The following is a 22,889-nucleotide window of genomic DNA, read 5'->3' as shown; positions in this document are numbered from 1 at the left end:
GATTATTAGAATATATCGACCACAACTCAAAATATATCAGCGATTATTGAAATATATCGACTTACCGACAAAAACTGACAACGATAGCAACTTAATAATAAAAAGAGGGTGTGCCAAAATGTTAGCACACCCTCTTTTTTCATAATGATTAATGAATATCACGTTTCTTGAAATTACCACCTTTTACTTCTGCTACATCATAAACGGTAATAAAGGCATTAGGATCGATTTCATTAATAAGTTCTTTCATTTTACTTTCTTCTAAACGGTTAATTACGCAAGAAATTTCTTTGAATTTCTCTCTTGAATAACCACCGTATACTTCGTTATATGTTGCACTTCTGCCTAAACGATCGCGAATGGTTTCTACCATCAATTCAGGCTCTTTTGTGATGATTTTAAATGCTTTCGAACCACTTAAACCAACTTCAACGATATGAATCACTTTCGAAGCGATAAAGTAAGCAATTGCCGAAAGGATAGCTCCTTGAAGACCGAATACCGTTGATACGAAAATAAATACGAACATGTTTAAGAATAAAATAAGGTCACTCGTTCCAAATGGTAACTTACGAGAAAGCAATACAGCAAGCATATCGATTCCATCTAATGCCCCACCGTTACGTAATGCTAGTCCCATACCAAAACCGATGATAATACCACCAACAACTGTAACTAATAATGTATCGCCTTCAATAATAGCTGGTATTCCGTGCATGACAACGGTACCTACTGCTAATGAAGCAATCCCGATAATAGAATAAATTGCAAAGCTTTTACCGATCTGCTTATATCCTAACCAAACGAAAGGAATGTTAATAACCGCGATTAGAGCTCCTAATGGCAATCCAAATAATCTTGAACTAACGATACTTAAACCAGTCACACCACCGTCTGATACGTTATTTGGAATTAATACTGCTTCTAATCCGTACGCTGTGATAAATGCCCCAATAATAATCATCAAAGCTTTCGAAGCAATTTTTAGCTTATTGGGCTTGTTTTTGATAATTTTCTCCATGTAATTTCCTCGTTTCAAACTAGTTTCTTGTTTGTTACATAATTCACACCTAAATTTTATTTTAACATTTAATTTGAAAAATTTCTCCTTTAATGGATGTATGCAGGGAATATTATGACCATATTATTATTTAAAATACAACAGTAGAAGATTAGAGAGTGGTCATAATTTTAATATGAAAAAGTAGAATGAATAGTATGGATATATACATTTGGGGCACTAACCTTAGGGAGGGGATTCTGTGGGATACTGTACGAAATGTGGAAATGAAACGAAAGAAGGCAATAAATTTTGCGGACAGTGCGGGGAGAGTCTTAGCTATAAAACGGTAGAGGGAAGTTTTCCAAATAGCAGTTCTAATAGTAGTATAGAAGTTTTTTCTTTAGTTGGTTTCATCACTGGATTAATATCTTGGTTTATAAACTTATGGGGGCTTATTGGTAGTGTAGCTATCGTATTTTCTATATTGGGTTTAAACAAAAAAGTGACAGGTACGAGTAAAACATTTGCTATTGTTGGATTGGTTTCTGGAATAATTAATGTGTTGTATGCTGTTATGTTACTTATTTAAATCTAATGAACTGAAAGATATAAAAAAGGCCCCCTTGTATAAAGCATTCAGGGGACCTTTTATTTAATAGCTATTAAGAAACAATAAAACTAAGGGCTGTTAGGAATAAAGCGAAACCTAAAATAGTTCCACATATTTTCATATGGCGCTTACGTCCCATTACGACAATCGCAACATATTCACGGATCATTGCGTTAGGCCAATAATAAAATGCAGTTTTTGATCCGATCCCTTGGCTGTTAAGACCAGCTTGTCTTGCATATATACCAGCGCGGAAAAGGTGAAAATTATTTGTGGTAAAAATACTTTTATATTTACCTTCAGGCTTTAAAGAATCCATAATTTCTTTAGAGAACAACATGTTTTGATATGTGTTTACAGAGCGATTTTCTTGCACTGTATGTTCAATCGGAATGCCTTTTTCAACAGCGTAATTTTGCATTGCTTCTGCCTCAGGAAGTCCTTCATCTGGACCTTGACCGCCAGAGAAAATAATTGTTGGTGGTGTATTCACAGCAGCTTGTTTCCAATAAAAGTCGATAGCTTTATTAATTCGGCTTGCAAGTAAAGGTGGTACTTTATCATTAATTAAGCCGCTACCGAGAACGATAATGAAATCTTGATTACGTCTTGGTCTGTTGAATTGGTATAAAAAATATGCGCTTAAGAAGTTAGATAAATGCACAAAGAAATACATAGTTATAAGAGAGATAGCAGCAAAGATAAATTGAAAATGCTCTGAGAATAAATTTGCTGGATTTATGATAGGGAGCATTATAAAGAATAAAATCCCTAAAGCAGCAATTAAAGTTAAAGAGTTTGTGAAGCGTCTTCCTTCACGTTGCATTAAAATTTTTGCATTAAGAAAGAGTCCAAACATTAAAGCGACTATAGCAAAAGGAATCATTACAAGTAGTGCTAGCATGGGGATGATAACGATAAAATGTAAATCGTTATTACCAGACTCAAATGAGGCTATAGCGCAAAATAATAGAAATGAACAGATAAAGGCATTAAATAAAAAGCCGTTTATTATTTTTCGCGGATCTTTTAAATAGGAAATAAGAAAAATAATAAATAGTATAAGAGGAATAATTCCGAAATACATCATAAATATAGTACACCTCAATTTGTATAAGAATTTGACATACCTTTTATATTACATGATTTTATAAGTAAAAATGAAAGAAAAAATGATTTTGAATTTTCTCAATAAAATGTATAGATACGTATGTTACAATATATTCAAAGCGATATATTAAAAGTAAAATGGTTGAAAAGGCACTCAGTAGAGTGCTTTTTCTTTTTGTATGCAATTGTGCATATTATATTTTTTTTCAAATGAAGAGGATTACAATATAAGTTGTAGACAGACTTTATAAAGCAGAATTTCATACAAACATTTCCCTCTACTTTTTGTATCTAACAATCGTATAACAATAAATAATTCTGTTTTATAGTGTCTGTTTTTGAAAGGTGGCTTCTTTGAAGGCACCTTTTTTTATTAGTATAGATAGTTTTCACTGTTAGCATAGTGTAAACTATCTATACTAAACATTAGCAATCTTCCGTATAAATATTATCAATTTACTATATATTCCAGTGGTGTTAACCTACATATGAAAGGCTTTCTTTTTCAAAATATTACCCCTAATAAAATTTTGAAGAAGTCAACTGTCTCCAAACTTGTCTTTATGCTTAAAGAAAAAGCACTCAAATTGAGTGCTTTTTCTTATTGAAACATGCTATTTTTCTAGGCGATTTTCATAAAATAAAAGTAAAGAAATGAAAGTGGGTGACAAAATGCCGGCAGTTGTGGAAGGTGTTATTATTGAAAACTGCAATGGAACAATTAATGTAGGTGACAAATATAACGTACAGCCGATTGAAAAGACGAAGGCTTATAATGGATCGGGATCATCAAATACAGGAATGAAAGTACAAACGTTTAGCGGGATTAGTACAGCTGATGTATGGGATAATGATGCGAATGATCAGGGGATACAGTTTACTTTATAGTACAGTATGTAAAATTGCATAAAATGATGAAGTTGCCCTATGATACAATCTAGCTGTGAGCTGTTAATGATTCTTCTATAGTGTAGTTGTTAGATTAGAAATATAACATCTTATCGAAAATCATACGTACAAAAAAAGACACTTCAAACGAAGTGTCTTTTTTATTTTAGTGATATCCTTTAGCAGAGTCTTTATGAATTTTATTTTTAAAAATACTGTAGCTCCAAAGCTGATATCCAATAACGATTGGTACCATGACCATTGCTACGAAGAACATAATTTTTAAGTTTAATTGACTACCAGCTGCGTTGTATAACGTTGTACTGTATGCATCGTTAATACGGGATGGTAACATTCTTGGGAACATACCTGCAAAGCCAGTTGTCATAAACATTGCGATTGTTAGACAAACGAATGTGAATGCAAGGCCGATTTTATGTTTGTACACCATAATAAGTGCGAGTACACTCATTAGCATTGCAAGTACTGGAAGAATGAATAGTACCGGATATTCCGTAAAGTTTTGGAATAAGTTTGTCCGATTAGCAGTTGCTACATAGAAGATAGCTAAAATAATAGCTGCAACCATTGAAAATGGTCTTGCGATTTTATAAGCACGGTCGGATACTTCACCAGTCGTTTTAATCATGACCCAAAGGGCACCGGATACGACAAATATAGCAGTGAAGAACAACCCTCCTAAAATACCGTAATGGTTTAGTAAGCTAAGTAAATTTCCTTCATAACCATTTTTTCCGATTTGTAGTCCGTAATAAAGATTAGCGAACGTAACACCGAATAGGAAAGCAATTAAAAAACTGCCAATTGCAAATGCCCATTTACAAGTTTTTTGCCAAATCGGTGAATCATCTTTATGCATGAATTCCAGTCCAGCGGCACGCGCAAACAGTGCAAGTAATACTAAGAATAACGGTGTATATAGATAACTAAACATATTTGCATATGTGACTGGGAAGGCAGCAAATGTTGCGCCACCAGCTGTAATTAACCACACTTCATTACCGCCCCAGAATGGGCCAATTGCTTCTTGTAATTGATTTCGTTCTTGTCGATCTTTCGTAACGAAAGGAAAGATCATTCCGTTACCAAGTGCATACCCGTCAAGAATGAAGTAAACTGTCCAAATCACGCCCCATAAACCAAACCAGATGATTGCAAGCATATCATGAGACATGGGCCACACCTCCCTCAGTAGCAGGTTCTTCTAATGCTGCAGGTCCTTTTTTCGCGAACTTCAGCATTAAGTAGACGTCTGCGATTAAAAGTAAAGTGTAGAACAAAATTAAACTAATTAATGAGAACCAAATTTGCGGGACAGATATAGGTGATACAGATTCTGCTGTACGCATTAGTTTATATACTGTCCAAGGTTGGCGACCTACTTCAGCGACAATCCATCCTGCGTTAATCGCGATATAAGGAAGTAAGACAGACCATATTGTAATTTTTAAATAACGTTTTGAGTTTTCTAGTTTTCCTTTTCGGTTTAAATAGAAGCCATACCAAGTTAATGCCATAAAGAACATACCAAGTGCAACCATTAAGCGGAAGCTATAATACACGAGGTTAACATTTGGACGTTCATCTTTCGGAATATCTTTTAAACCAACAATTTCGCCATCAAATGAGTTTGTATAGAAGAAGCTTCCGAGTTTTGGAATCGTAAGGAATTCAAAGTTTTTCTCATTTTTTACATCAGGAATTTGAACAATTGAGAAGCCTTGTCCTTTTCCAGTTTCCCAAACTGCTTCCATCGCAGCTCCTTTTGCTGGTTGATATTTAGCTGCTGATACACCAGATTGATGTCCCATAAACGGTGTAATTGTTGCGGCGAATAAGCCTAACATTAAACCAAACTTAAATGATTTTTTGAAGAATTCCACTTCATTTTTACGTAATAAGTGATAGGCACTAATTGCCATAACGAAGAAAGCACCTACGATATAACAACCAACTACAGTATGGAAGAACATATTCCAAGCATATGGATTTGTAACGAGTGCCCAGAAATCATTTAATTCAGCGCGGCCATTACGTACTACGTAGCCAACAGGGTTTTGCATAAATCCGTTTGCTGTAATAATCCAAAGTGCGGAAATGTTTGTTCCAAGTGCAACCATCCACATACAGAAGGCACGGAACTTTGGTGAAATTTTGTCTTTACCGAATAACCATATTCCCATGAAAGTAGATTCTAAGAAGAAGGCAACGAGTGCTTCGATTGCGAGAGGTGATCCGAAAATATCTCCCATATATTTGGAGTACTCAGACCAGTTCGTTCCAAATTGGAATTCCATCGTAATCCCAGTTATAATCCCCATTACGAAGTTAATTGTAAATAATTTACCCCAGAAATTTGCCATTTTACGGTATGTTGGATTCAATGTGCGGGCGTATTGAGTTTCCATACATGCTACTAAAATGACAAGTCCGATTGTCAAAGGTACAAATAAAAAGTGATAAAAAATAGTAATTGCAAATTGAAAACGACTCAGTAACAGAACGTCGGACATAATAAATATTCACTCCTTTTTTACATTATCTACAATCAGTTTATAGTGAAAATACGTTTAAAGTATGTGAGACTTGTTACAAAGCTGTGTGTATATTTTGAAAGAATTATGTCGATTATCTGAAAATATCTTATTTTTACTATAAAGCGATATCCTTTTTGAGTTTTTCATATTTTGGTACACTATATAAGTAATGTAAATGAGAGAAAAGAGGGTTTTTTACTATGAAGTCATTAGAAGAGATTTTACAATACAATGAAAAATTTGTTGAAGAGAAAAGATACGAAGAGTATGAAACGGGAAAATTCCCGAATAAAAAAATGGTAATTATCTCTTGTATGGATACTCGTCTTGTTGAATTATTACCAAAAGCAATGAATATGCGTAACGGTGATGTGAAAATTATTAAAGTAGCAGGAGCTGTTATCTCACATCCATTCGGAAGTATTATGCGTAGTATTTTAGTTGCTGTATATGAACTTGGTGCTGATGAAGTTTGTGTAGTTGGTCACCACGATTGCGGTATGGCAAAAATTCAAGCAAGCAGTACAATTGAGAAGATGAAAGAGCGGGGTATAACAAATGAGAAATTAGATACACTCCGTTATTCTGGAATCGATTTAGAAAGATTCCTACAAGGGTTCTCTAGTGTAGAAGAAAGTGTAGAACATAGCGTATCGATACTTCGCAACCATCCATTACTTCCAGAAGAAGTACCTGTTCACGGTCTTGTTATAGATCCTGATACAGGAAAATTAGATTTAGTTGTGAATGGTTACGACAATTAAGAATTTACTTTGTCATCCTTTTTATCTGGGACAGGATCAAATCCTCCCGGGTGGAAAGGGTGACATTTTAATATACGCTTACAAGTAAGCCAAAAGCCTTTGAGGGCACCATGTTTTTGAAACGCCTCTAATCCGTAATGAGAACAAGTCGGATAAAAGCGGCAAGTTGGTGGTGTCATCGGAGAAATGAACTTTTGATAAAAGCGTATAATCCCAATAAAAATCTGTTTCATAATGATCTCCTTTTCAGCATAGTCTTAAAGTATTATAGCACGACTGTACATAATACTTTACTAATGTGCATTTCCGTTATATCATATTGGATATAACGGAATTAAATTAAAAGCGGGAGAGATGTTGTATGCCATCAGTAGAAAGCTTTGAATTAGATCATACGATTGTAAAGGCACCTTATGTAAGACATTGCGGAGTTCACAATGTAGGTAGTGACGGTATTGTAAATAAATTCGATATTCGTTTTTGCCAACCGAATAAACAAGCAATGAAACCAGATGTTATTCATACGTTAGAACATTTATTAGCATTTAATTTACGTAAATATATTGATCGTTATCCGCATTTTGATATTATCGATATTTCACCGATGGGCTGCCAAACAGGATATTATCTTGTAGTAAGCGGAACACCGACAGTACGAGAAATCATTGATTTATTAGAACTAACATTAAAAGATGCGGTTCAAATTACAGAAATTCCAGCTGCAAATGAAACACAATGTGGTCAAGCGAAGCTTCACGACTTAGAAGGAGCACAACGCTTAATGAACTTCTGGTTAAGCCAAGATAAAGATGAACTTGAGAAAGTGTTTGGATAAAATAAAAAACTGCCTGTGAAAGGGCAGTTTTTTATTTTATTAAGAGCGAACATGTTCTTTTTTTATGAAAGTATACTAGACACTCCAACATATAAAACAAAGGCAGAACAGAGAAAATAAACAAATGCTTTCGTTTTTGCTGCTTCTTTATTTCATCGATTCCAAAAAGGATACACATAATACTTAAAAGGATAAACACGTAAGGTAAAAGAATAGTGAAGTTTGCAAAGAAGCTAAATAGGGCGAGAGAAAGAGCGATAGTGGCGATTATAATTTGAATGTTTTTTAACATGGAATCCCCCTTAAGTAGAAAGAAATAGTTACTGAGAGAAAATAATTATAAATGCTAAATTGGTCAAAATTTCATTCTACATATAACGAAAGTAGTTTGATATTAAAAAGAAGAATATGAGACTGGAAACGAAAAAATACGGGATACTCATTGATTTTCGTCCGGATTTCAATTCATTAATTCCTAGAAGAATAAAGAAACAACTGAGAATAAATTGTACGTATGGGAGAAGTGAAAAATTATCGGTAACATGGATATAAGTGCTTAGAATGAGTAAGAGAAGCATGAGAAATGCTAAAAAACTCCGTAATATAGTTAGAGTTAGCATTGTATAGCCTCCTTTAGACCATTTATCGGAATATTTCTGTGAAACCAATAAATAAAGCAGCGGCTCCTGCTAGTAGAGCGAGCACACTACCTCCTGTTTGCCTTTTTAATATTTCCTCTAAACTTATGGTGAGGGCCATAACTCCTAAAGAGATAAACATATACGGCATTATTTCTCTATTACTAGTAAAAAATCCATAGATTGCTATAGATAAAGCAATAAGTGATAAAGTAATCCGTACTCCTTTTAGCATGCATGTACCTCCTTTTATTTGATATAGCTAATGATGAGAACAATCCAAATGAAAGCACCGGCAATAATACAAATAAATCCAGTTGCTGCCTCCTTTTTCTTTATTTGTTCAAATGCGATGAGAAACATTAAAGCCCCTAATAGAAATTGTGAAAGAGGTAAAAAATTATTTTGACCTGTATATAATCCAATTGCCGACATAACGATCACAGTGAGTGCTACTATGATGCGAAGTATACGAAGCATATTAGGAATTCTCCTTATTCTTTTTTGTATAAGGATTGTCTTCTAGTTTATCGACGGAATGTTTATAAGCATAGCCTTTATTAATTGTCATGATGGAGAGTACGAGGATGATTAGGACGATGATAATACCGATAATTAATATTTTGAACATAAAATCCCTCCTTTTCTTTATTTTACATAATTTTGTAATTGATGAAAACAATAGAAAATAAAAGGATGAAAGAAGGGTGTTACATGGAGACGAAAAAAACATATTATATATCAATAGGAAATGGTCAAATTTCACAAGTGAAGACGGCGGATACGTATAATTTTGAGATTTCCGCAAATGATGAGGAAATTACGGAATTAAGAGAGCACTTTGATCAAGCATATGTAGAAGATTTAGGGTCATTTGTACGCTCCCACGTTCCATTTGTTGAGTATCATCACGATTCAAATAATGACCGATATGATGAACAACTACAAAAAGCATATAAAATGATTTACGATTTAGGAAATCATGAGACGAAAGAATTAGTCGCGCAAATGGGAATAATCAATGGATTGTAATTGGATAATATTATGCAGAAAAGCGAGAATATGCTACAATTTGTGGTAGGAAAAACTTGTAACCATCAATAGGGGAGTAATGGCATGTACAAATTTAAAGATTATTACCACAACACTGTACAATTATCGTTTGAACGTTATCCATTTTCTCCTGAGCCAAAGCATGTTTGGGTTGTATGCCGGTACGGGGATCAATGGTTATTAACACATCATTTACGTCGCGGTCTTGAATTTCCAGGTGGTAAAGTAGAAATAGGGGAAACACCGGAAGAAGCGGCAGTTCGAGAGGTTCATGAAGAAACCGGCGGCATAGTTTCTGATTTAACTTACTTAGGACAATACAAAGTATCTGGAAAAGACAAAATAATCATTAAAAACATTTATTTTGCAACAATTAGTGCGGTAGAAGAACATACGCATTACGAAGAAACGAAAGGGTCTGTTTTATTAAAAGACATTCCTGACAACATTAAAACGAATAGAAAATTTAGCTTTATAATGCGCGATGACGTATTAGCGCGTACGATGAAACATATAGAAGAAATCGGCTGTTTTACGAAGTAAAGTGGCCGGTTTCTTTTTTTTGTATGTAAGAATAAATGTAAATATATCTTTACATTATTTTGGGTATATTATACAAATTTGTAAAGATATATTTACATTTTAGGAGGGGGAAGATGGATAAAAGAAAAGAAACGACTGTTACTGTTTCGATGGTTAAATTAAACTTTTCTTTATTTTTTATAATAATTGCTTTGTCGTTTGGAATTGGTTATTTGCATATATTTCTTTCAGGTGGGGTTCAAGTTGAAGTTACATTATTAACGATGTTTCTTTTTATTATCGCAATGATTGTTCTCGTTTGTATTCATGAGGCGATACATTTAATTGGCTTTCGCTATATCGGAGGTGTTCCGTGGAGTGAACTAAAATGGGGCGTTAATTGGAAATTAGGTGTTGCATATGCTCATTCTAAACAGGCGGTTACAGTAAAGCAAATGAAGAAAGTGTTAATGCTTCCGTTTTTACCAACTGGAATTTTGCCAATTGTATTGGGATTAGCTATGAATCTGGAGCCACTCTCATTTTTAGGAATTCTACTAACAGGAGGTTGTATCGGCGACATTGTCTTATATCAAAAAGTTTCAAAATTTCCAGATGATGCGCAAGTGATAGATCATCCGAGTAAACCGCAGTTTACAGTATATGAATAATAAAGGAAGAGGAGGCGTTTTTGAACAACTGCCTCCTCTTATTATTTTTTGTCGGTGAATCAAGATATCGTGAAAATTGTTGATATAATTTAATTACTATTATTGTGTTTTTATCTCCACCTCTAAAAACAAAAGCACCTCCAACAAATCATCTACGATACGTGAATGCTTAAAATCACCCCAAAACGAATCTTTTTTCCAAACACCAAGAATCCCTACTTGTTCAGAACCAAGCACATCGTTTTCTGGATGATCTCCAACATAAAGACATTCTTCTGCCTTAACATCTAGTCTTTGCAAAGCACGTTCGAAAATTTCAGGGTGAGGTTTTTTAATTCCTTCAGCTTCTGAAACGAGAATGGTGTTTGTATACGTATGTATATGTAGTGCTCGAAGGTTGCTCATCTGAAATTCAGTAAAACCATTTGTGATAATACCAATTTTAATGTTTCGCTGTTTTAACTGTTGAAGTAGTTCATGCGTGTTTTTGAAAGGAATACAATGATGTTGGAAGTTTGTAATATAGTCGTGTAGCAGTTGCTCTTGCGTTAAAGTAGTAATGTTGTATTCGGAAAGGAGAGTAGCATATACTTTATCCTTCCACGTATAACCATTATTATCGAGTTCAAGAAATCGAGAACAATACTCTGATTTCTCTATACTCATCAAATGTGAGGAGAAGCGATTATATTGTTCACAAATAAATTGTTCTAAAGATTGGCGCCGATCTAATAGTGTTCCATCTAAGTCGAATAAGATTGCACGAATCATGAGAAGCCTCCTTGCAGTTTTTATAATTAATTATCGCATATTCGTTAAAAAATGATTATTATATTTTTGTAGAATGTATTGATGGAGGACTGTATGAAGAGACTGTATGGCAAGTTAGTAGGGGTTATCGTTGCAATCGGCTTACTAGCAGGATGCGAAAGTTCTATGAAGAGTGTGAAAGAAAAAGAAGTGTGTAAAACAGACGAAGAATGTGTGGAAATAGGAGATAAGAAACTTCAAAAAGTATATGAAAAAATAGATGGATTATCTGAGCTTGAAGCAGTAGAAGATTATGAAATAGAAGAGCATGAAAGTGCGGATATGAAAGAGGCAGAGCAGAAAAAAGATGATGAGGATGATGATGAAAGTTATTTCTTTTTAGCTTCTTATTATATCGATGGTGATGAAATTGTAGATCCTTATTTTGAAAAAATAGAACGGAAACGTTTAAATAAAGTATTCGCTGAAGATAAAGAAGCGAAAGAAGAGGTGCTACAACAACGTCAAGATAGAGGGTATCATGAAGACTTATGGGATATGTATCGTACACTCATTCCAGCTAAATATCGTGGGAATATAACAGAATTTGATTTAATAACAGATGGTTATGACGGTGTTGTTGCCCATGTTATGCCGAGTATGGAGAATCCGAAAGACTGGACTCTTAGCCTAGATACGCTTGATTCTGCGGTAAATATCGATGAAGTGATGAAAACATTAATTCATGAGACGGCTCACGTGTTGACGCTCGGGCATAAGCAAATACCAGTAGATGAAAACTATGTAAAGGCTTTTGAAGAAGATAAAGATATTTCAACGTACCGAAATAAATGTGGAAATCTTTTCTTACAAGAGGGATGTGCGAAGGGAAAATCTTATATTAATCAATTTTATAACTCTTTCTGGAAGCCTATTGAGCAAGAGTGGACAGAAAAGAAAGTAGAAGAAAGTGAAGAAACTCAAATTGAGTTTTTTAAAGAAAAGCAAGATGAGTTTGTCTCACAGTATGGAACGACAAATGTAGCAGAAGATATCGCAGATACATTTACAGCGTTCATTTTACAAGATTCAAAAAAAGTGAAAGAAGGAACAGAGTTAAAATATAAGAAAATTGCTTTCTTCTATCAGTTCCCTGAGCTTGTAAAAATGAGAGCGGAAGTGCTGTCAGGATTATATGATGTTTCGAAAACGATAGAACAACAAAGTGGAGACTAATGTAAGTTATGTGTTCGATATAGTTTCGTTAAAGTAAAGCGTGAAGAATTTTTAATTCTTTGCGTTTTTTCATGTTGATAAAATTGAAAATTCTGTATTTTTCTTTAAAAGAAGAAGGAACTGGAGGTATAAAATAGAATTAGTATAAAAATGTCACAATTTAGACACAATTATAATGCGCGTGTTGTAGGGACTATAATTTTACTCTCGAGGAGGTAATGAAACGTATGAAAACGATTCTTGCTGTTGCTGGTCTCATTTGGGTAATGTCTCACGGTTTTCCGATTTTTGAAGGGGAGCAAATTCGTAGTGCTTTGAATGAAAAGTTTAATGATTATCATGTGATAGATCGAAAAGATAATGTCGTTACAGTACGTGTGAAAGACTGTTTCCATACAGTTACGGTTGCGGATGGAAACATTACAAATGAAACGAAAATATGTGATAAAAGGTAAAAGAAAGAAGCTGACTATAGCGTACTGTTTTGAGTCAGCTTCTTTTTCTTTTTCCAATTAGAATTTTTTCAAATGCCTCAACAAATACATACATAAGAGTTGCAAGAACACATGTGAGTAGTACGCTAAGTAAGACGAGTGTGAAGTTAAAGACTTGGAATCCGTAGCTAATTAAGTAGCCAAGTCCTTGTTTGGAAACGAGAAGTTCTCCGAAAATAACACCGACCCAGGATAAACCAACGTTTACTTTTAACGTTGAGATAATTGCTGGAAAGGATGCAGGGAGAACGACTTGCTTATAACATTGCCATTTATTTGCCCCAAATGTGTCCATCACTTTTATATAGTTAGAATCGACTTCTTGAAATGCACTGTAAATAACGAGAATGGTAATGATGATGGAAATGATTACTCCCATTGCGATAGAAGATGAAATGTTTGGACCGAAAATAACGATGATGATTGGACCGAGTGCAACTTTTGGCATTGCATTTAGGACGACGAGATAAGGATCAAGTACGCGGGCTAGAAGTGGCATCCACCAAAGGAACGTGGCAATAATAGCACCAAGTACTGTTCCGAGAATGAAGCCTACTCCTGTTTCCAGTAATGTCGTCCATATGTGGGCCCAAAGTGAACCGTCGATCCATTTCGTTAAGAAGAGATCCCAAATACTCGAAGGAGAGCTAAAGAGTAAAGGATCAATCCATTCTTTTTTACTAGCTATTTCCCATAGTGCAAAGAAAAGAATAAGTAGTAAAAGTTGTAGCGAGCGAGCAATCCAAGCGCGTCTGCGTTCGTTCTTTCGAAATTGTTCATGTAGTTGTTTTATATTATCCAAGTCGTTCCAGCTCCTTCCATATATCTTGAAAGAGGGCTGGGAAATCGTAGTGATGGCGTGCTTCTAACGGTGATAAAGAACGGATACTTTCCGGGACGATAAAGGTTTTTGCGATTTTTCCGGGATTCGCTTGCAGTAAATAAATACGATCACTCATCGCAATCGCTTCTTCAATATCATGAGTAACAAGTAGTGATGTTTTCTTATATTTATTTAGTAAGTTGAAAACGAGTTCTTCTAGTTTTAACTTCGTTTGATAATCGAGTGCGGAGAATGGTTCATCTAGTAATAAAATTTTCGGATCAGTCGCTAATGTTCGAACGAGAGCGGCACGTTGACGCATACCGCCGGATAGTTCACGAGGATATTGTTCTTCTACACCATGCAGACCGACTTGTTTTAAAAGGTTTAAAGTATGTTCTTTCATCTGCTCATCATAAATCTTTCGAATATGAAGTCCGAGCATAATATTTTCTTCAATCGTTTTCCAAGGGAATAAGTAATCTTGTTGCAACATATATCCCATAGATGATGTTTTCGTTGTAATCGGTTCACCATCTAAAAAGACGATACCGTCAATTGGATCAAGTAGTCCAGCAATGATTGAGAGGAGCGTTGTTTTACCGCAACCACTTGGACCGAGTATAGAAATAAATTCGCCTTCTTCCACTTGTAAGTTCATGTCTTCGAGAATAAGTTTGGCATTCTCTTTTGCAAAAAAGCAGTGAGAAACGTTACGTATTTGTAAAAAACTCATACACTTCGCCTCTATTTCTTAATAACGCTTTCGGCAATTTTTGTATTGACGAGCGCTTCATGTGGGACTTCTTTTTGTAATTCGCCAGCGTCTTTCATAATAGTTTGGAGCTGTTTCCATTCTTCCGCATCTAGTAGTGGATTTGTCGCATAAGAATGCTGTTTTTTGTACCGTTCAATTACTTTTACTGTTATGTCTTTTGAAGTGTCTTTAAATAGCGGGGAAACAGCATCAGCAATCTCTCCTGGACTATGTGTATCAACCCATTGCTGTGCTTTATAGAGAGCACGTGTGAACTTTTCAGCAGCAGCTTTATCTTTCTTTAAGAAACTTTCTTTTGCCATGAACGTTGTATAAGGAACAGTACCAGATTCATTTCCGAATGAAGCGACGATATAACCTTTACCTTCTTTCTCAAGTATACTTGCAGTCGGTTCAAAGAGCTGTACAAACTCTCCAGTACCAGATGCGAAGGCATTTGCAATATTAGCAAACTCGATATTTTGAATTAAGTTTGTATCTTTATGAGGGTCAATGCCATTTTTCTTTAAAACGTATTCTCCAACCATTTGCGGCATGCCGCCTTTACGCTGTCCTAAAAATGTAACACCTTTTACGTCATTCCAATTAAAAGAGTCTAGTTTTTTACGTGAAACTAAAAATGTCCCATCTGTTTGTGTAAGCTGTGCAAAATTAATGACAGGGTCTTTCGCTCCTTGTTGATGAACGTAAATAGACGTTTCAGAACCGACGAGAGCAATATCAATTCCGCCAGATAATAGGGCGGTCATCGTTTTATCGCCACCAGCTGTTGTTTGTAGGTCAATATTTAGTCCTTCATCTTTAAAAAATCCTTTTTCAATCCCAACATATAATGGGGCATAGAAGAGAGAATGGGTAACTTCGCCGACGCGAATGTTTTGAGTTTGTTCTTTCGTACCTTCTTTTTTACTACTACAAGCAGCAAAAGTAAAAACAGCTAGTAACATGATGCAAAAAATCGCGATTAATTTTTTCACTATATAACACCTCCTAGAAGTCACTCTACAAGCATGATATGTAGGTAATCGCCCATATGTGAGTGTAGATAGCAGGAATTTTTTTGGTGGTAAAGAAGTACAAATATAAGGGGTGATAAAATGGAGTACGAATACGATGATAGCGTACATTTACATCTTGATTATTTCGGGACAGAATGTGATATGGAATCGATTGCTTATAAGAGAAAGAATGAAGACGTATGGGATGTGTATTTTAATTTTGGAGTATACGGTATTCAGAAAGACGATGTAGAGTTAGGGAGATTTATGGACGAATATGCTGGTCATTACGTTTTTTCTGTACATGCTCGCGATCTTAGCTGGGAATTTGGAAGTGCCCAGTTTGAAGAGTGGGTGTTGAAAAATCGGATAGTAGAAAAAACGCTACAAAAATAGGAGGAATTTTGTGATTGGATTTCTCATCTTATTATTTATTTTTGTGGCCGGATTTTTTATCATGCAAATGCTTATTTACCGATTTGCAAAGAAAAACATCCATAAATATACAAAAATAAAGTGGTTTCATATGTGGCTACATATGAATATGAAAAAAGGTCCGAGATTAGATTTTTTTGATTTTGTAATTATAGTACTCGTATGTATCGTATGGAAAATATGGCTGCTTCCCTTTATATAATACACATACTAATCATTTTCTCTTTTATCATAAAATAACGAAAAGAACCTGTCTTGTGGCAGGTTCTTTTCGTTATAGTAATAGTTGTTAAAAACGTGCAACGCCTTTTTATTAATTCTTTCGTATTTTCATGTTAAATCTTTAATAGCAGGACTTCTAAAAAATAGTTATTGTATCATAAAGTGGAATGCTGAAATTAAGTTTTTCAAGAATGAGTAATTTGTATGCCACAATTTAACTGTTGATTAAGGGAATATTAAGACAATACATTTATGATAGAAACAAGTATGCAGACGAAATATGTAATATATGTTATTTTAATAGAAATAGTTCTTTCGATGCGAGGGAAATTAAGACATAGAAACGAGGGAATGAATTGAAGTATGGTTCTACACTTTTTCATCTTCCAAAAAGAAATATATTAATTTCTAGCATTATAAGTAGTATGGTGACTTTATTAGTAATAACTATGCTGTTTATGATTTTAAAGGTTTTTAATTTAGATATGATGAAAGATCATTTAAATCAAAAGCTTGTTTTAAGTGTTATGATGATTTTCATATGGGGCATAACGTTTTATATTACGCATTTCAATAAAAAAGAGATGTCTATACTTAGAGCATCCCTGCGAGTGCATTTTATATTACTTTTACTAGCTCATACAGTAGCGTTATTTTATATTGTCATGCAAGTTAATATGATTTTCATAGAGGCAATGAATTGGATTTACTTTTATAATATGCAGTTTATATTAAGTTTTGTAGTAATTTATGCAATATATATTCTTGTATATAATTTAATAGGTAAGGTTTTTCTAAGTATGGTTTTAACGAGCTGTACGTTAGTCATTTTAGGTATTGTGAATTATTTAAAGCTTATTTTCAGAGGCGATCCGTTATATCCTTCTGATTTCACACAAATTACGCATATGCAATCTGTTATACCGATGGTGATGGACTATTTTAGCTGGAGCTATATTTTTGTCATTATCTTAAGTATCGTAGCTTGTATTGTTGCAGGGATATATATGAGAAGCTATATTCAAAATGTAAAGATTCATCTAGGAATTAGAGCCTTATTAGTAGTAGGATCTATTTTTGTTTTATATGCGTACGGTAATTTTGCGAATACATTTATGAATAAAGTATTTCAAAAATCAGGTGTAGATTTTGTTTTGTGGAATCAAAATGAGAACTATGCTTCAAATGGTTTTGTACTTGGGTTTATTAGCAATTTAGATACAACAGTTATGGAAAAACCAAAAAATTATTCTAAAGAAAATATGCTTCAAATAGCAAACGATATAAAAAAACAATATAGTGGAAATATAGGGAGCCAAAAGAAAAAAGAGAAACCGAATATTATTTTTGTAATGAGTGAATCGTTTTGGGATCCGACGAAAGTAACTAACCTTTCTTTTAGTGAAGATCCTGTACCAAATTTACATCATTATATAGAAAACTTTCCTGGTGGACAAACTATTTCTCCTACATTTGGGGGAAATACGGCGAACGTTGAATTTGAGGCATTAACAAGTTATTCAATGAGTTTGTTAAAGCCAGGTTCTATACCATATCAGCAGGTCATTACAAATAAGAAAGAAATTCCATCAATCCCTACGGCGTTGAAGAAAGAAGGTTATTACACAAGTGCAATTCATTCATTTGGTCGCACATTCTTTAAACGTGACGATGTATATAAGGTGTTAGGATTTGATAAGTTTAATGCAGAGGACACGATGGAAAATGTGGATATTGATGGAGATTATATTAGTGATTTAGCGATGAGTAAAGAGATAATTGCTGAGTTAGAGGAACAAAAACAGCCAACATTTATTCATGCAGTTACGATGCAAAATCATTTTCCATTTACAGAAGGCCGATTTGGTGAAAACCTAATAGAAATTAGCGGTCTAGAAAATGAAGAATCAAAGGGAGAATTAGAGACGTATACAGAAGGATTAAGACGTTCAGATGAGGCTCTTCAATATTTAATAGAGCAACTAGATAATTTAGATAGACCTACATTATTAGTATTCTTTGGAGATCATCTTCCATCATTAGGAACAAATAAATCTTTTTATAAAGAAAATGGGTATATAACGAATGAAAAAACACCGAGCGAACGTTTAGCGATGGCACAAACTCCGTTATTAATGTATGCAAACTTTGATATGCCAAATGATAATTTAGGTTTAGTAAGCCCAATTCATTTTTCTAATCTTATTTTTGATTATGCAGGATTAAATAAATCCTTATTTTATCAATTTTTATCGGAACTTTACAAGGAAATACCAGTGCTTAGAGATGAATTAAAAGTTGATAAAAATGGAGAAGTAATCAATGATTTAACAAAGAAACAAAAAGAAATGTTAGAGCAATATAAAATGCTTCAATATGATTTACTCGTTGGAAATCAATATAGTAAAGATATCCTCTTTAAATAAAAGAAACAAAAAGAACTTGTATAACGATACAAGTTCTTTTTTCATAGTATTTAACGGGGTAACCAGACAAGCTGGGTTTAGGGAGTATTACTTGTACATTTAGTATATATGAAAATATAATCGTTTTATTTGTGTATTTGTGAGAAATGTGTGAATTTTATGTTTTATAAAAAACGATTATGTTAACGTTCATTCTTATATTGCAGTTGTTATGTCTGTAAAAATTTTATCAGTTCTTTATTTAATTCATCCGCTTGATCGATTGGTGAACCATGACCACTATTTGTAAGAGCATGTAACTGAGAATTTTTAATTCGTTGTTGCGTAAGCTCAGCACTTTTGTAAGGAATTAGTTGATCGTGAACGCCGTGGAAGATTTTTGTTGGGACGTTAATTTTATTTAAATCTTTCGTTACATCTTCATTTGCAGCTGCTTGTAAAATTTTGATAAGGGCATAAGAAGCGGACTGCATACCGAGATAAGAAAACCATTCAAGGGTTGCAGCTCCTAAGTTTCTATTGAAAAAGGATAAAGATACATCATTTAAAAATTTTGGTAAATTAGCATACATTTGATTAATGAGAGCATCTGCTTGTTCTTTCGGTACACCGTAAGGGGACTCTTGATTTTTAACGAAAGAGGGAGAGACAGCGTCAATTAATGCGAGCTTAGAAATGCGGCGCCCATTATAGCGAGACATATATCGAATAGAAAGAGCACCACCAACTGAGAAACCGACTAATGTAGCGTTCTCTACTTGGAGTGCTTCTAGAACAATTGCGATATCATCGGCTAATCGATCATACGTGTAACCAGTCCATGGCTTATCAGATTGTCCATTCCCTCGTATATCCATGGCGATACAGCGAAAGCCATGCTCTGGTAAAACATTGAGTTGATATTGATACATTTGATGATTTAAAGGCCATCCGTGAACGAAGAAAACAGTCTTACTACCTGGACCAGGATTAACGTCTTGCACAAAAATATGCACATCTTTCTCGACAGTAATAAACATAAATTTCCCCCTGTTCTATCAATAGGCTCCATTCTAAAAGCTTTGTTTTACTTTTTAGGCCGTCTATATAAAACATCCTCCATAATATACGTATTAATGATCATAGATTTTATGCTCTGTATATAGTCTAAATATATTGCGTTTTTGGTACGATTTTCCTCAAATGTTCGATTTATCTTTGTTTGTCTATGAAAATCATTTATTATAATAAATGGTATTCTTCGAGATATTATTTTGAAGGGGTGTTGAAGTGAAAGAAAGTTTTCTATCATATAAAGAAGAAGAAAAGAATGCAAAAATCCTTTTATGGGTGTTATATGTCATTGTTATTGTATATCAAATTTTCTATGCAATCGTATTAGAAGAGAAATCAATAATGGATAAGGGATACAACATAATATGGCAAGTTATTTGCGGAGTAGCAATACTGTGCGTGAATATATATTTAATGAAAAAAGAGAAGGCAAACCTTGTTAAATATGCATGGATATTTGCATACATAGCGATAGAAATCGCTAATATATTTGCATATGTTTTTTATAATAAAGCGGCGTTTGATGCGACAAATATAATAGAAATTATTCTCATTTTCTTTGTACCTATATTTTTAAATAAAAAATTCTATGTGTTTTTACTTTCCTCTATTGTAGGAAAATATTTAATTTATTTATTTGTATTAGAGGAAGTAAAAGCATTTATGTTCCTTATTATGTGTACGCTTATGTTAATAGCTGCATATATCATTTTAAATCGATTTTTACAATATCTTTCAGCCGTAAAGGAAAGTATTGCGATTGCTAGCGAATCACAGAAATTAGCAGTAATCGGAAAAATGGCAGCGACGGTTGGACATGAAATTAAAAATCCACTCGCTTCATTAAAAGGATTTACGCAATTACAACGAGAGAAGCATGAAGAGGATCCTATTTATAAACGTATGATTTTTGAAATAGAAAATATGAATAATATGATAAGTGAGTTAATGGAAGTTGCTACATGCAAACCTTCTATTTATAAGAAACATGATGTAGGAAAAATTGTATTACAAGTAATAACAAGTCTTCGCGAAAAAATGAATGAATTAAACGTACAGTTTATTTCTAATGTGGAAGAAAAAACAATAGAAGTTGAATGTGATGAACGAAAAATAAGAGGAGTCTTTTTATATACGATAAAAAATGCTTTAGAGGCAATGGAACAAGGTGGCATATTACATTTGCAATTAGAGAATAAAGGGAAAGAATATGTAATAATCAGCGTAATCGATAATGGTTATGGTATTAAGCAAGAAAACTTAACCCGTGTTACAGAGGCCTTTTATACAACGAAACAAGATAAAATTGGTCTGGGACTTACGGTAGCGAATCGAATTGTCGCCGAGCACCTTGGTGAGCTGCATATTTCAAGTGAAAGAGATACTGGAACGAGAATAGACATCATTCTCCCAAGGGAGTGTGGAAATACTGAAATCCAAGTGGAAGAAAAGCTAGGAGTTACCATATGAATAAAGGCTATATATTTAAAAATGAAGAAATAAAGGCGTTGAAAGTATTTTTAAGTTTATTTTTTATTATATTTTTTGTGTATGATCTTGCCTATGAATTTATCGTACCTTTAATCGCGGGAGAGCAAGAAGGCGTAGGAAAGTTTGAAGATGGTTTAGGTTTATGGCTTTACTTTTTGACGGTAGTATTGTTTTGCATTGGAATATACTTTATGAAATGGAAGAATGTTTTTGTGGTAAAGTATATTATTCTAATTGGCTATAATGTATTAGATTGTATCCATAACATTATGATTTATTATGGTAGCGATGCGGAATTTGACGGTGGAAATATAGTAGAAGTATTTTTTATTTTGTTCGCACCAATCTTTGTGAACAAAAGATATTTCTGGTTAGTTCCAGCGATACTTGTCGGGAAGTACGCTCTTACAGGAATCATTATTCAATCTTCTCTCGTTTTAATCCCAATGGCATTATATAGTGTATTTACTATCATATGTTGGATTATATTTTTGAGGGTTCAGTCTTACGTTCGTACGCTTGAGATGATGGACAAAGAAATAAAACAGACAGAAAAACTAGCAGCTGTTGGAAAAATGGCGACGGTTATTGGTTATAAGATTAGAAGACCTTTAGCAAACTTAAAAAAACTTGTGAATAAACAAGCAGACAAGCATCCAGAGGATAAAATTTATAGTGATATTATGAAACAAGAAGTAGATCGGATTCATATAATTGCTACAGAACTTAGTGGATTTGAGAAATCTAAATCACTAGAATCAGAAACTCATAACATACAAGAAATTATCTCTTATGTTATTCGAGTTATGGAAAAGCCTGCTTTAAAACAAGGAGTCTACATACAAGGTATTTACAGTAAAGACTTACCATCAATTACATGTGATGAAAAACGATTAAAACAGGTCTTTTTTAATTTAATTAAAAATGCAATTGAAGCAATGTCAGTTGGCGGAACAATTACGATTAAAGTTACTGTAAAAGATGGAATCATCATTCAAGTGAAAGATGAGGGATGCGGCATTCCGAAAGATAAAATTCCAAAGTTAAATGAAGCCTTTTATACAACGAAAGAAACAGGAACTGGTCTAGGTTTAGTAGTTACAGAAAAAATTATTAAAGACCACAACGGTAAAATGAATTTTGAAAGTGAAGTTGGGGTTGGAACGACGGTTGAGGTTATGTTACCACTGCATTAAATAGAAAAAACATCACTTCCAAATAAGTGATGTTTTTCTATTTTATCTTGCTATTTGTGGATAGTAAAAATCTCATTTTATCGATAAAGAATGTATGATGTATTTCTAAGATCAAAATGTTTTTTTAGTTTTTATTATGGATTTTTCAGTGAAAAATTTAGACTATAAAAATTAATTGTTTTTTTCTAAAAAAACTATTTTCTTTTTTGGGTTTTAATGGTATATTCAAAACACGATAAATAAATACCTATTTTTGGCACACTATTCGAAAGGATAGGTCGCAAAGCTAAGAGTCTAAGGTAATGAAAATTACTATGATAGTCTGGTTGCAGTGT

The 22,889-nt window shown here is 33.8% G+C and carries 27 protein-coding genes, 1 pseudogene and 1 riboswitch; of the genes and pseudogenes, 14 read left to right on the top strand and 14 right to left on the bottom strand.

Annotation, left to right across the window (positions count from 1 at the left end):
- Window positions 1-148: 148 nt before the first annotated feature.
- Window positions 149-1,021, bottom strand: coding sequence for a YitT family protein (locus tag AC1Q51_RS11280; RefSeq protein ID WP_090976813.1), 873 nt, complete (start codon window positions 1,019-1,021; stop codon window positions 149-151).
- Window positions 1,022-1,262: 241 nt separating this feature from the next.
- On the opposite strand from AC1Q51_RS11280, the gene AC1Q51_RS11275 reads away from it, so the two are divergent.
- Window positions 1,263-1,592, top strand: a complete 330-nt coding sequence (locus tag AC1Q51_RS11275) for a zinc ribbon domain-containing protein (RefSeq protein WP_053563494.1) — start codon at window positions 1,263-1,265, stop codon at window positions 1,590-1,592.
- Between the two features lie 73 nt (window positions 1,593-1,665).
- Here AC1Q51_RS11275 and AC1Q51_RS11270 read toward each other — a convergent pair whose 3' ends face one another.
- Window positions 1,666-2,700 (bottom strand): YdcF family protein, encoded by a 1,035-nt coding sequence (locus AC1Q51_RS11270; protein WP_042969141.1) that lies wholly within the window; start codon window positions 2,698-2,700, stop codon window positions 1,666-1,668.
- Window positions 2,701-3,377: 677 nt separating this feature from the next.
- On the opposite strand from AC1Q51_RS11270, the gene AC1Q51_RS11265 reads away from it, so the two are divergent.
- A complete protein-coding gene (locus AC1Q51_RS11265; protein ID WP_002001299.1) occupies window positions 3,378-3,611 on the top strand; it encodes a spore germination protein in 234 nt (77 codons plus the stop codon).
- Window positions 3,612-3,777: 166 nt separating this feature from the next.
- Here the strand turns inward: AC1Q51_RS11265 and cydB are convergent, their stop codons facing one another.
- Both cydB and cydA read right to left on the bottom strand, forming a co-directional pair.
- Window positions 3,778-4,806, bottom strand: coding sequence for a cytochrome d ubiquinol oxidase subunit II (gene cydB / locus AC1Q51_RS11260; protein WP_098284237.1), 1,029 nt, complete (start codon window positions 4,804-4,806; stop codon window positions 3,778-3,780).
- Window positions 4,796-6,145 carry a cytochrome ubiquinol oxidase subunit I gene (gene cydA, locus AC1Q51_RS11255; protein ID WP_001286188.1) on the bottom strand — a complete coding sequence of 450 codons (1,350 nt, stop codon included), beginning with the start codon at window positions 6,143-6,145 and terminating at the stop codon, window positions 4,796-4,798. The genes cydB and cydA overlap by 11 nt, the downstream gene beginning before the upstream one ends.
- A 224-nt stretch (window positions 6,146-6,369) precedes the next feature.
- On the opposite strand from cydA, the gene AC1Q51_RS11250 reads away from it, so the two are divergent.
- Window positions 6,370-6,933: a beta-class carbonic anhydrase gene (locus AC1Q51_RS11250; RefSeq protein WP_000838173.1), complete on the top strand. Its 564-nt coding sequence runs from the start codon at window positions 6,370-6,372 to the stop codon at window positions 6,931-6,933.
- Here AC1Q51_RS11250 and yidD read toward each other — a convergent pair.
- The gene (yidD, locus tag AC1Q51_RS11245) at window positions 6,930-7,166 is read right to left on the bottom strand and encodes a membrane protein insertion efficiency factor YidD (RefSeq protein ID WP_000809334.1); all 237 of its coding nucleotides are present in this window, start codon (window positions 7,164-7,166) and stop codon (window positions 6,930-6,932) included. The two genes, AC1Q51_RS11250 and yidD, sit on opposite strands and share 4 nt — an antisense overlap.
- Before the next feature lie 128 nt (window positions 7,167-7,294).
- Between yidD and luxS the strand changes: the two genes are divergently transcribed.
- A complete protein-coding gene (gene luxS, locus AC1Q51_RS11240) occupies window positions 7,295-7,768 on the top strand; it encodes an S-ribosylhomocysteine lyase LuxS (RefSeq protein WP_001141371.1) in 474 nt (157 codons plus the stop codon).
- A 62-nt stretch (window positions 7,769-7,830) separates the two neighbouring features.
- Here luxS and AC1Q51_RS11235 read toward each other — a convergent pair.
- The 4 genes and pseudogenes from AC1Q51_RS11235 to ytzI all read right to left on the bottom strand — a co-directional run.
- Window positions 7,831-7,910 (bottom strand): annotated as a pseudogene (locus AC1Q51_RS11235) (hypothetical protein); the annotation flags it as partial.
- Between the two features lie 500 nt (window positions 7,911-8,410).
- Window positions 8,411-8,641 (bottom strand): DUF3953 domain-containing protein, encoded by a 231-nt coding sequence (locus AC1Q51_RS11230; protein WP_000912059.1) that lies wholly within the window; start codon window positions 8,639-8,641, stop codon window positions 8,411-8,413.
- Window positions 8,642-8,655: 14 nt separating this feature from the next.
- Window positions 8,656-8,886 (bottom strand): DUF3953 domain-containing protein, encoded by a 231-nt coding sequence (locus tag AC1Q51_RS11225; protein ID WP_000944455.1) that lies wholly within the window; start codon window positions 8,884-8,886, stop codon window positions 8,656-8,658.
- A gap of 1 nt (window position 8,887) precedes the next feature.
- Window positions 8,888-9,037 (bottom strand): YtzI protein, encoded by a 150-nt coding sequence (gene ytzI, locus AC1Q51_RS11220; protein WP_000472791.1) that lies wholly within the window; start codon window positions 9,035-9,037, stop codon window positions 8,888-8,890.
- Window positions 9,038-9,120: 83 nt separating this feature from the next.
- Here ytzI and AC1Q51_RS11215 point away from each other — a divergent pair, with 83 nt between their 5' ends.
- From AC1Q51_RS11215 to AC1Q51_RS11205, 3 genes are all read left to right on the top strand, one after another.
- Window positions 9,121-9,438 carry a hypothetical protein gene (locus AC1Q51_RS11215; protein WP_000448409.1) on the top strand — a complete coding sequence of 106 codons (318 nt, stop codon included), beginning with the start codon at window positions 9,121-9,123 and terminating at the stop codon, window positions 9,436-9,438.
- 84 nt (window positions 9,439-9,522) lie between these two features.
- Window positions 9,523-10,002 carry an antimutator 8-oxo-(dGTP/GTP)ase gene (mutTA, locus tag AC1Q51_RS11210; RefSeq protein WP_000276382.1) on the top strand — a complete coding sequence of 160 codons (480 nt, stop codon included), beginning with the start codon at window positions 9,523-9,525 and terminating at the stop codon, window positions 10,000-10,002.
- 113 nt (window positions 10,003-10,115) lie between these two features.
- Window positions 10,116-10,652 carry a DUF3267 domain-containing protein gene (locus tag AC1Q51_RS11205; protein ID WP_199717356.1) on the top strand — a complete coding sequence of 179 codons (537 nt, stop codon included), beginning with the start codon at window positions 10,116-10,118 and terminating at the stop codon, window positions 10,650-10,652.
- 99 nt (window positions 10,653-10,751) lie between these two features.
- On the opposite strand, the gene AC1Q51_RS11200 is transcribed toward AC1Q51_RS11205, so the two are convergent.
- On the bottom strand, window positions 10,752-11,423 hold the full coding sequence (locus AC1Q51_RS11200) for an HAD family hydrolase (protein WP_000617258.1): 672 nt from the start codon (window positions 11,421-11,423) through the stop codon (window positions 10,752-10,754).
- 93 nt (window positions 11,424-11,516) lie between these two features.
- On the opposite strand from AC1Q51_RS11200, the gene AC1Q51_RS11195 reads away from it, so the two are divergent.
- Together AC1Q51_RS11195 and AC1Q51_RS11190 are read left to right on the top strand one after the other, a co-directional pair.
- Complete coding sequence (locus AC1Q51_RS11195) at window positions 11,517-12,638, top strand: hypothetical protein (RefSeq protein WP_063548865.1); 1,122 nt, start codon at window positions 11,517-11,519, stop codon at window positions 12,636-12,638.
- A 227-nt stretch (window positions 12,639-12,865) separates the two neighbouring features.
- Complete coding sequence (locus tag AC1Q51_RS11190; protein ID WP_098836133.1) at window positions 12,866-13,093, top strand: hypothetical protein; 228 nt, start codon at window positions 12,866-12,868, stop codon at window positions 13,091-13,093.
- 34 nt (window positions 13,094-13,127) lie between these two features.
- On the opposite strand, the gene AC1Q51_RS11185 is transcribed toward AC1Q51_RS11190, so the two are convergent.
- The 3 genes from AC1Q51_RS11185 to AC1Q51_RS11175 are packed head-to-tail and all read right to left on the bottom strand — an operon-like array spanning window position 13,128 to window position 15,710.
- Entirely contained in the window at window positions 13,128-13,934 is an 807-nt protein-coding gene (locus AC1Q51_RS11185) for an ABC transporter permease (protein ID WP_088024708.1), read from the bottom strand.
- A complete protein-coding gene (locus tag AC1Q51_RS11180) occupies window positions 13,927-14,691 on the bottom strand; it encodes an ABC transporter ATP-binding protein (RefSeq protein WP_199717355.1) in 765 nt (254 codons plus the stop codon). The genes AC1Q51_RS11185 and AC1Q51_RS11180 overlap by 8 nt, the downstream gene beginning before the upstream one ends.
- A gap of 11 nt (window positions 14,692-14,702) precedes the next feature.
- Window positions 14,703-15,710, bottom strand: a complete 1,008-nt coding sequence (locus tag AC1Q51_RS11175) for an ABC transporter substrate-binding protein (protein ID WP_199717354.1) — start codon at window positions 15,708-15,710, stop codon at window positions 14,703-14,705.
- A 120-nt stretch (window positions 15,711-15,830) separates the two neighbouring features.
- On the opposite strand from AC1Q51_RS11175, the gene AC1Q51_RS11170 reads away from it, so the two are divergent.
- The 3 genes from AC1Q51_RS11170 (at window position 15,831) to AC1Q51_RS11160 (ending at window position 18,814) form a co-directional block, all read left to right on the top strand.
- Window positions 15,831-16,127, top strand: a complete 297-nt coding sequence (locus AC1Q51_RS11170) for a DUF3986 family protein (protein ID WP_000455579.1) — start codon at window positions 15,831-15,833, stop codon at window positions 16,125-16,127.
- A gap of 10 nt (window positions 16,128-16,137) precedes the next feature.
- The gene (locus AC1Q51_RS11165; protein WP_000578980.1) at window positions 16,138-16,368 is read left to right on the top strand and encodes a hypothetical protein; all 231 of its coding nucleotides are present in this window, start codon (window positions 16,138-16,140) and stop codon (window positions 16,366-16,368) included.
- Window positions 16,369-16,744: 376 nt separating this feature from the next.
- Complete coding sequence (locus tag AC1Q51_RS11160; protein ID WP_168410130.1) at window positions 16,745-18,814, top strand: sulfatase-like hydrolase/transferase; 2,070 nt, start codon at window positions 16,745-16,747, stop codon at window positions 18,812-18,814.
- A 209-nt stretch (window positions 18,815-19,023) separates the two neighbouring features.
- Here AC1Q51_RS11160 and AC1Q51_RS11155 read toward each other — a convergent pair whose 3' ends face one another.
- Window positions 19,024-19,833 carry an alpha/beta fold hydrolase gene (locus AC1Q51_RS11155; RefSeq protein WP_000471062.1) on the bottom strand — a complete coding sequence of 270 codons (810 nt, stop codon included), beginning with the start codon at window positions 19,831-19,833 and terminating at the stop codon, window positions 19,024-19,026.
- 250 nt (window positions 19,834-20,083) lie between these two features.
- On the opposite strand from AC1Q51_RS11155, the gene AC1Q51_RS11150 reads away from it, so the two are divergent.
- Together AC1Q51_RS11150 and AC1Q51_RS11145 are read left to right on the top strand one after the other, a co-directional pair.
- Entirely contained in the window at window positions 20,084-21,337 is a 1,254-nt protein-coding gene (locus AC1Q51_RS11150; RefSeq protein WP_016512215.1) for an ATP-binding protein, read from the top strand.
- A complete protein-coding gene (locus AC1Q51_RS11145) occupies window positions 21,334-22,554 on the top strand; it encodes an ATP-binding protein (RefSeq protein ID WP_001032635.1) in 1,221 nt (406 codons plus the stop codon). The genes AC1Q51_RS11150 and AC1Q51_RS11145 overlap by 4 nt, the downstream gene beginning before the upstream one ends.
- Window positions 22,555-22,799: 245 nt before the next feature.
- A riboswitch (cyclic di-GMP riboswitch) is annotated at window positions 22,800-22,888 on the top strand.
- Window position 22,889 lies beyond the last annotated feature (1 nt).

It is taken from the genome of Bacillus sp. MT94 (assembly GCF_058792475.1).
The sequence above is the reverse complement of the archived record's forward strand: the minus strand, read 5'-3'. Positions and strand labels throughout refer to the sequence as shown.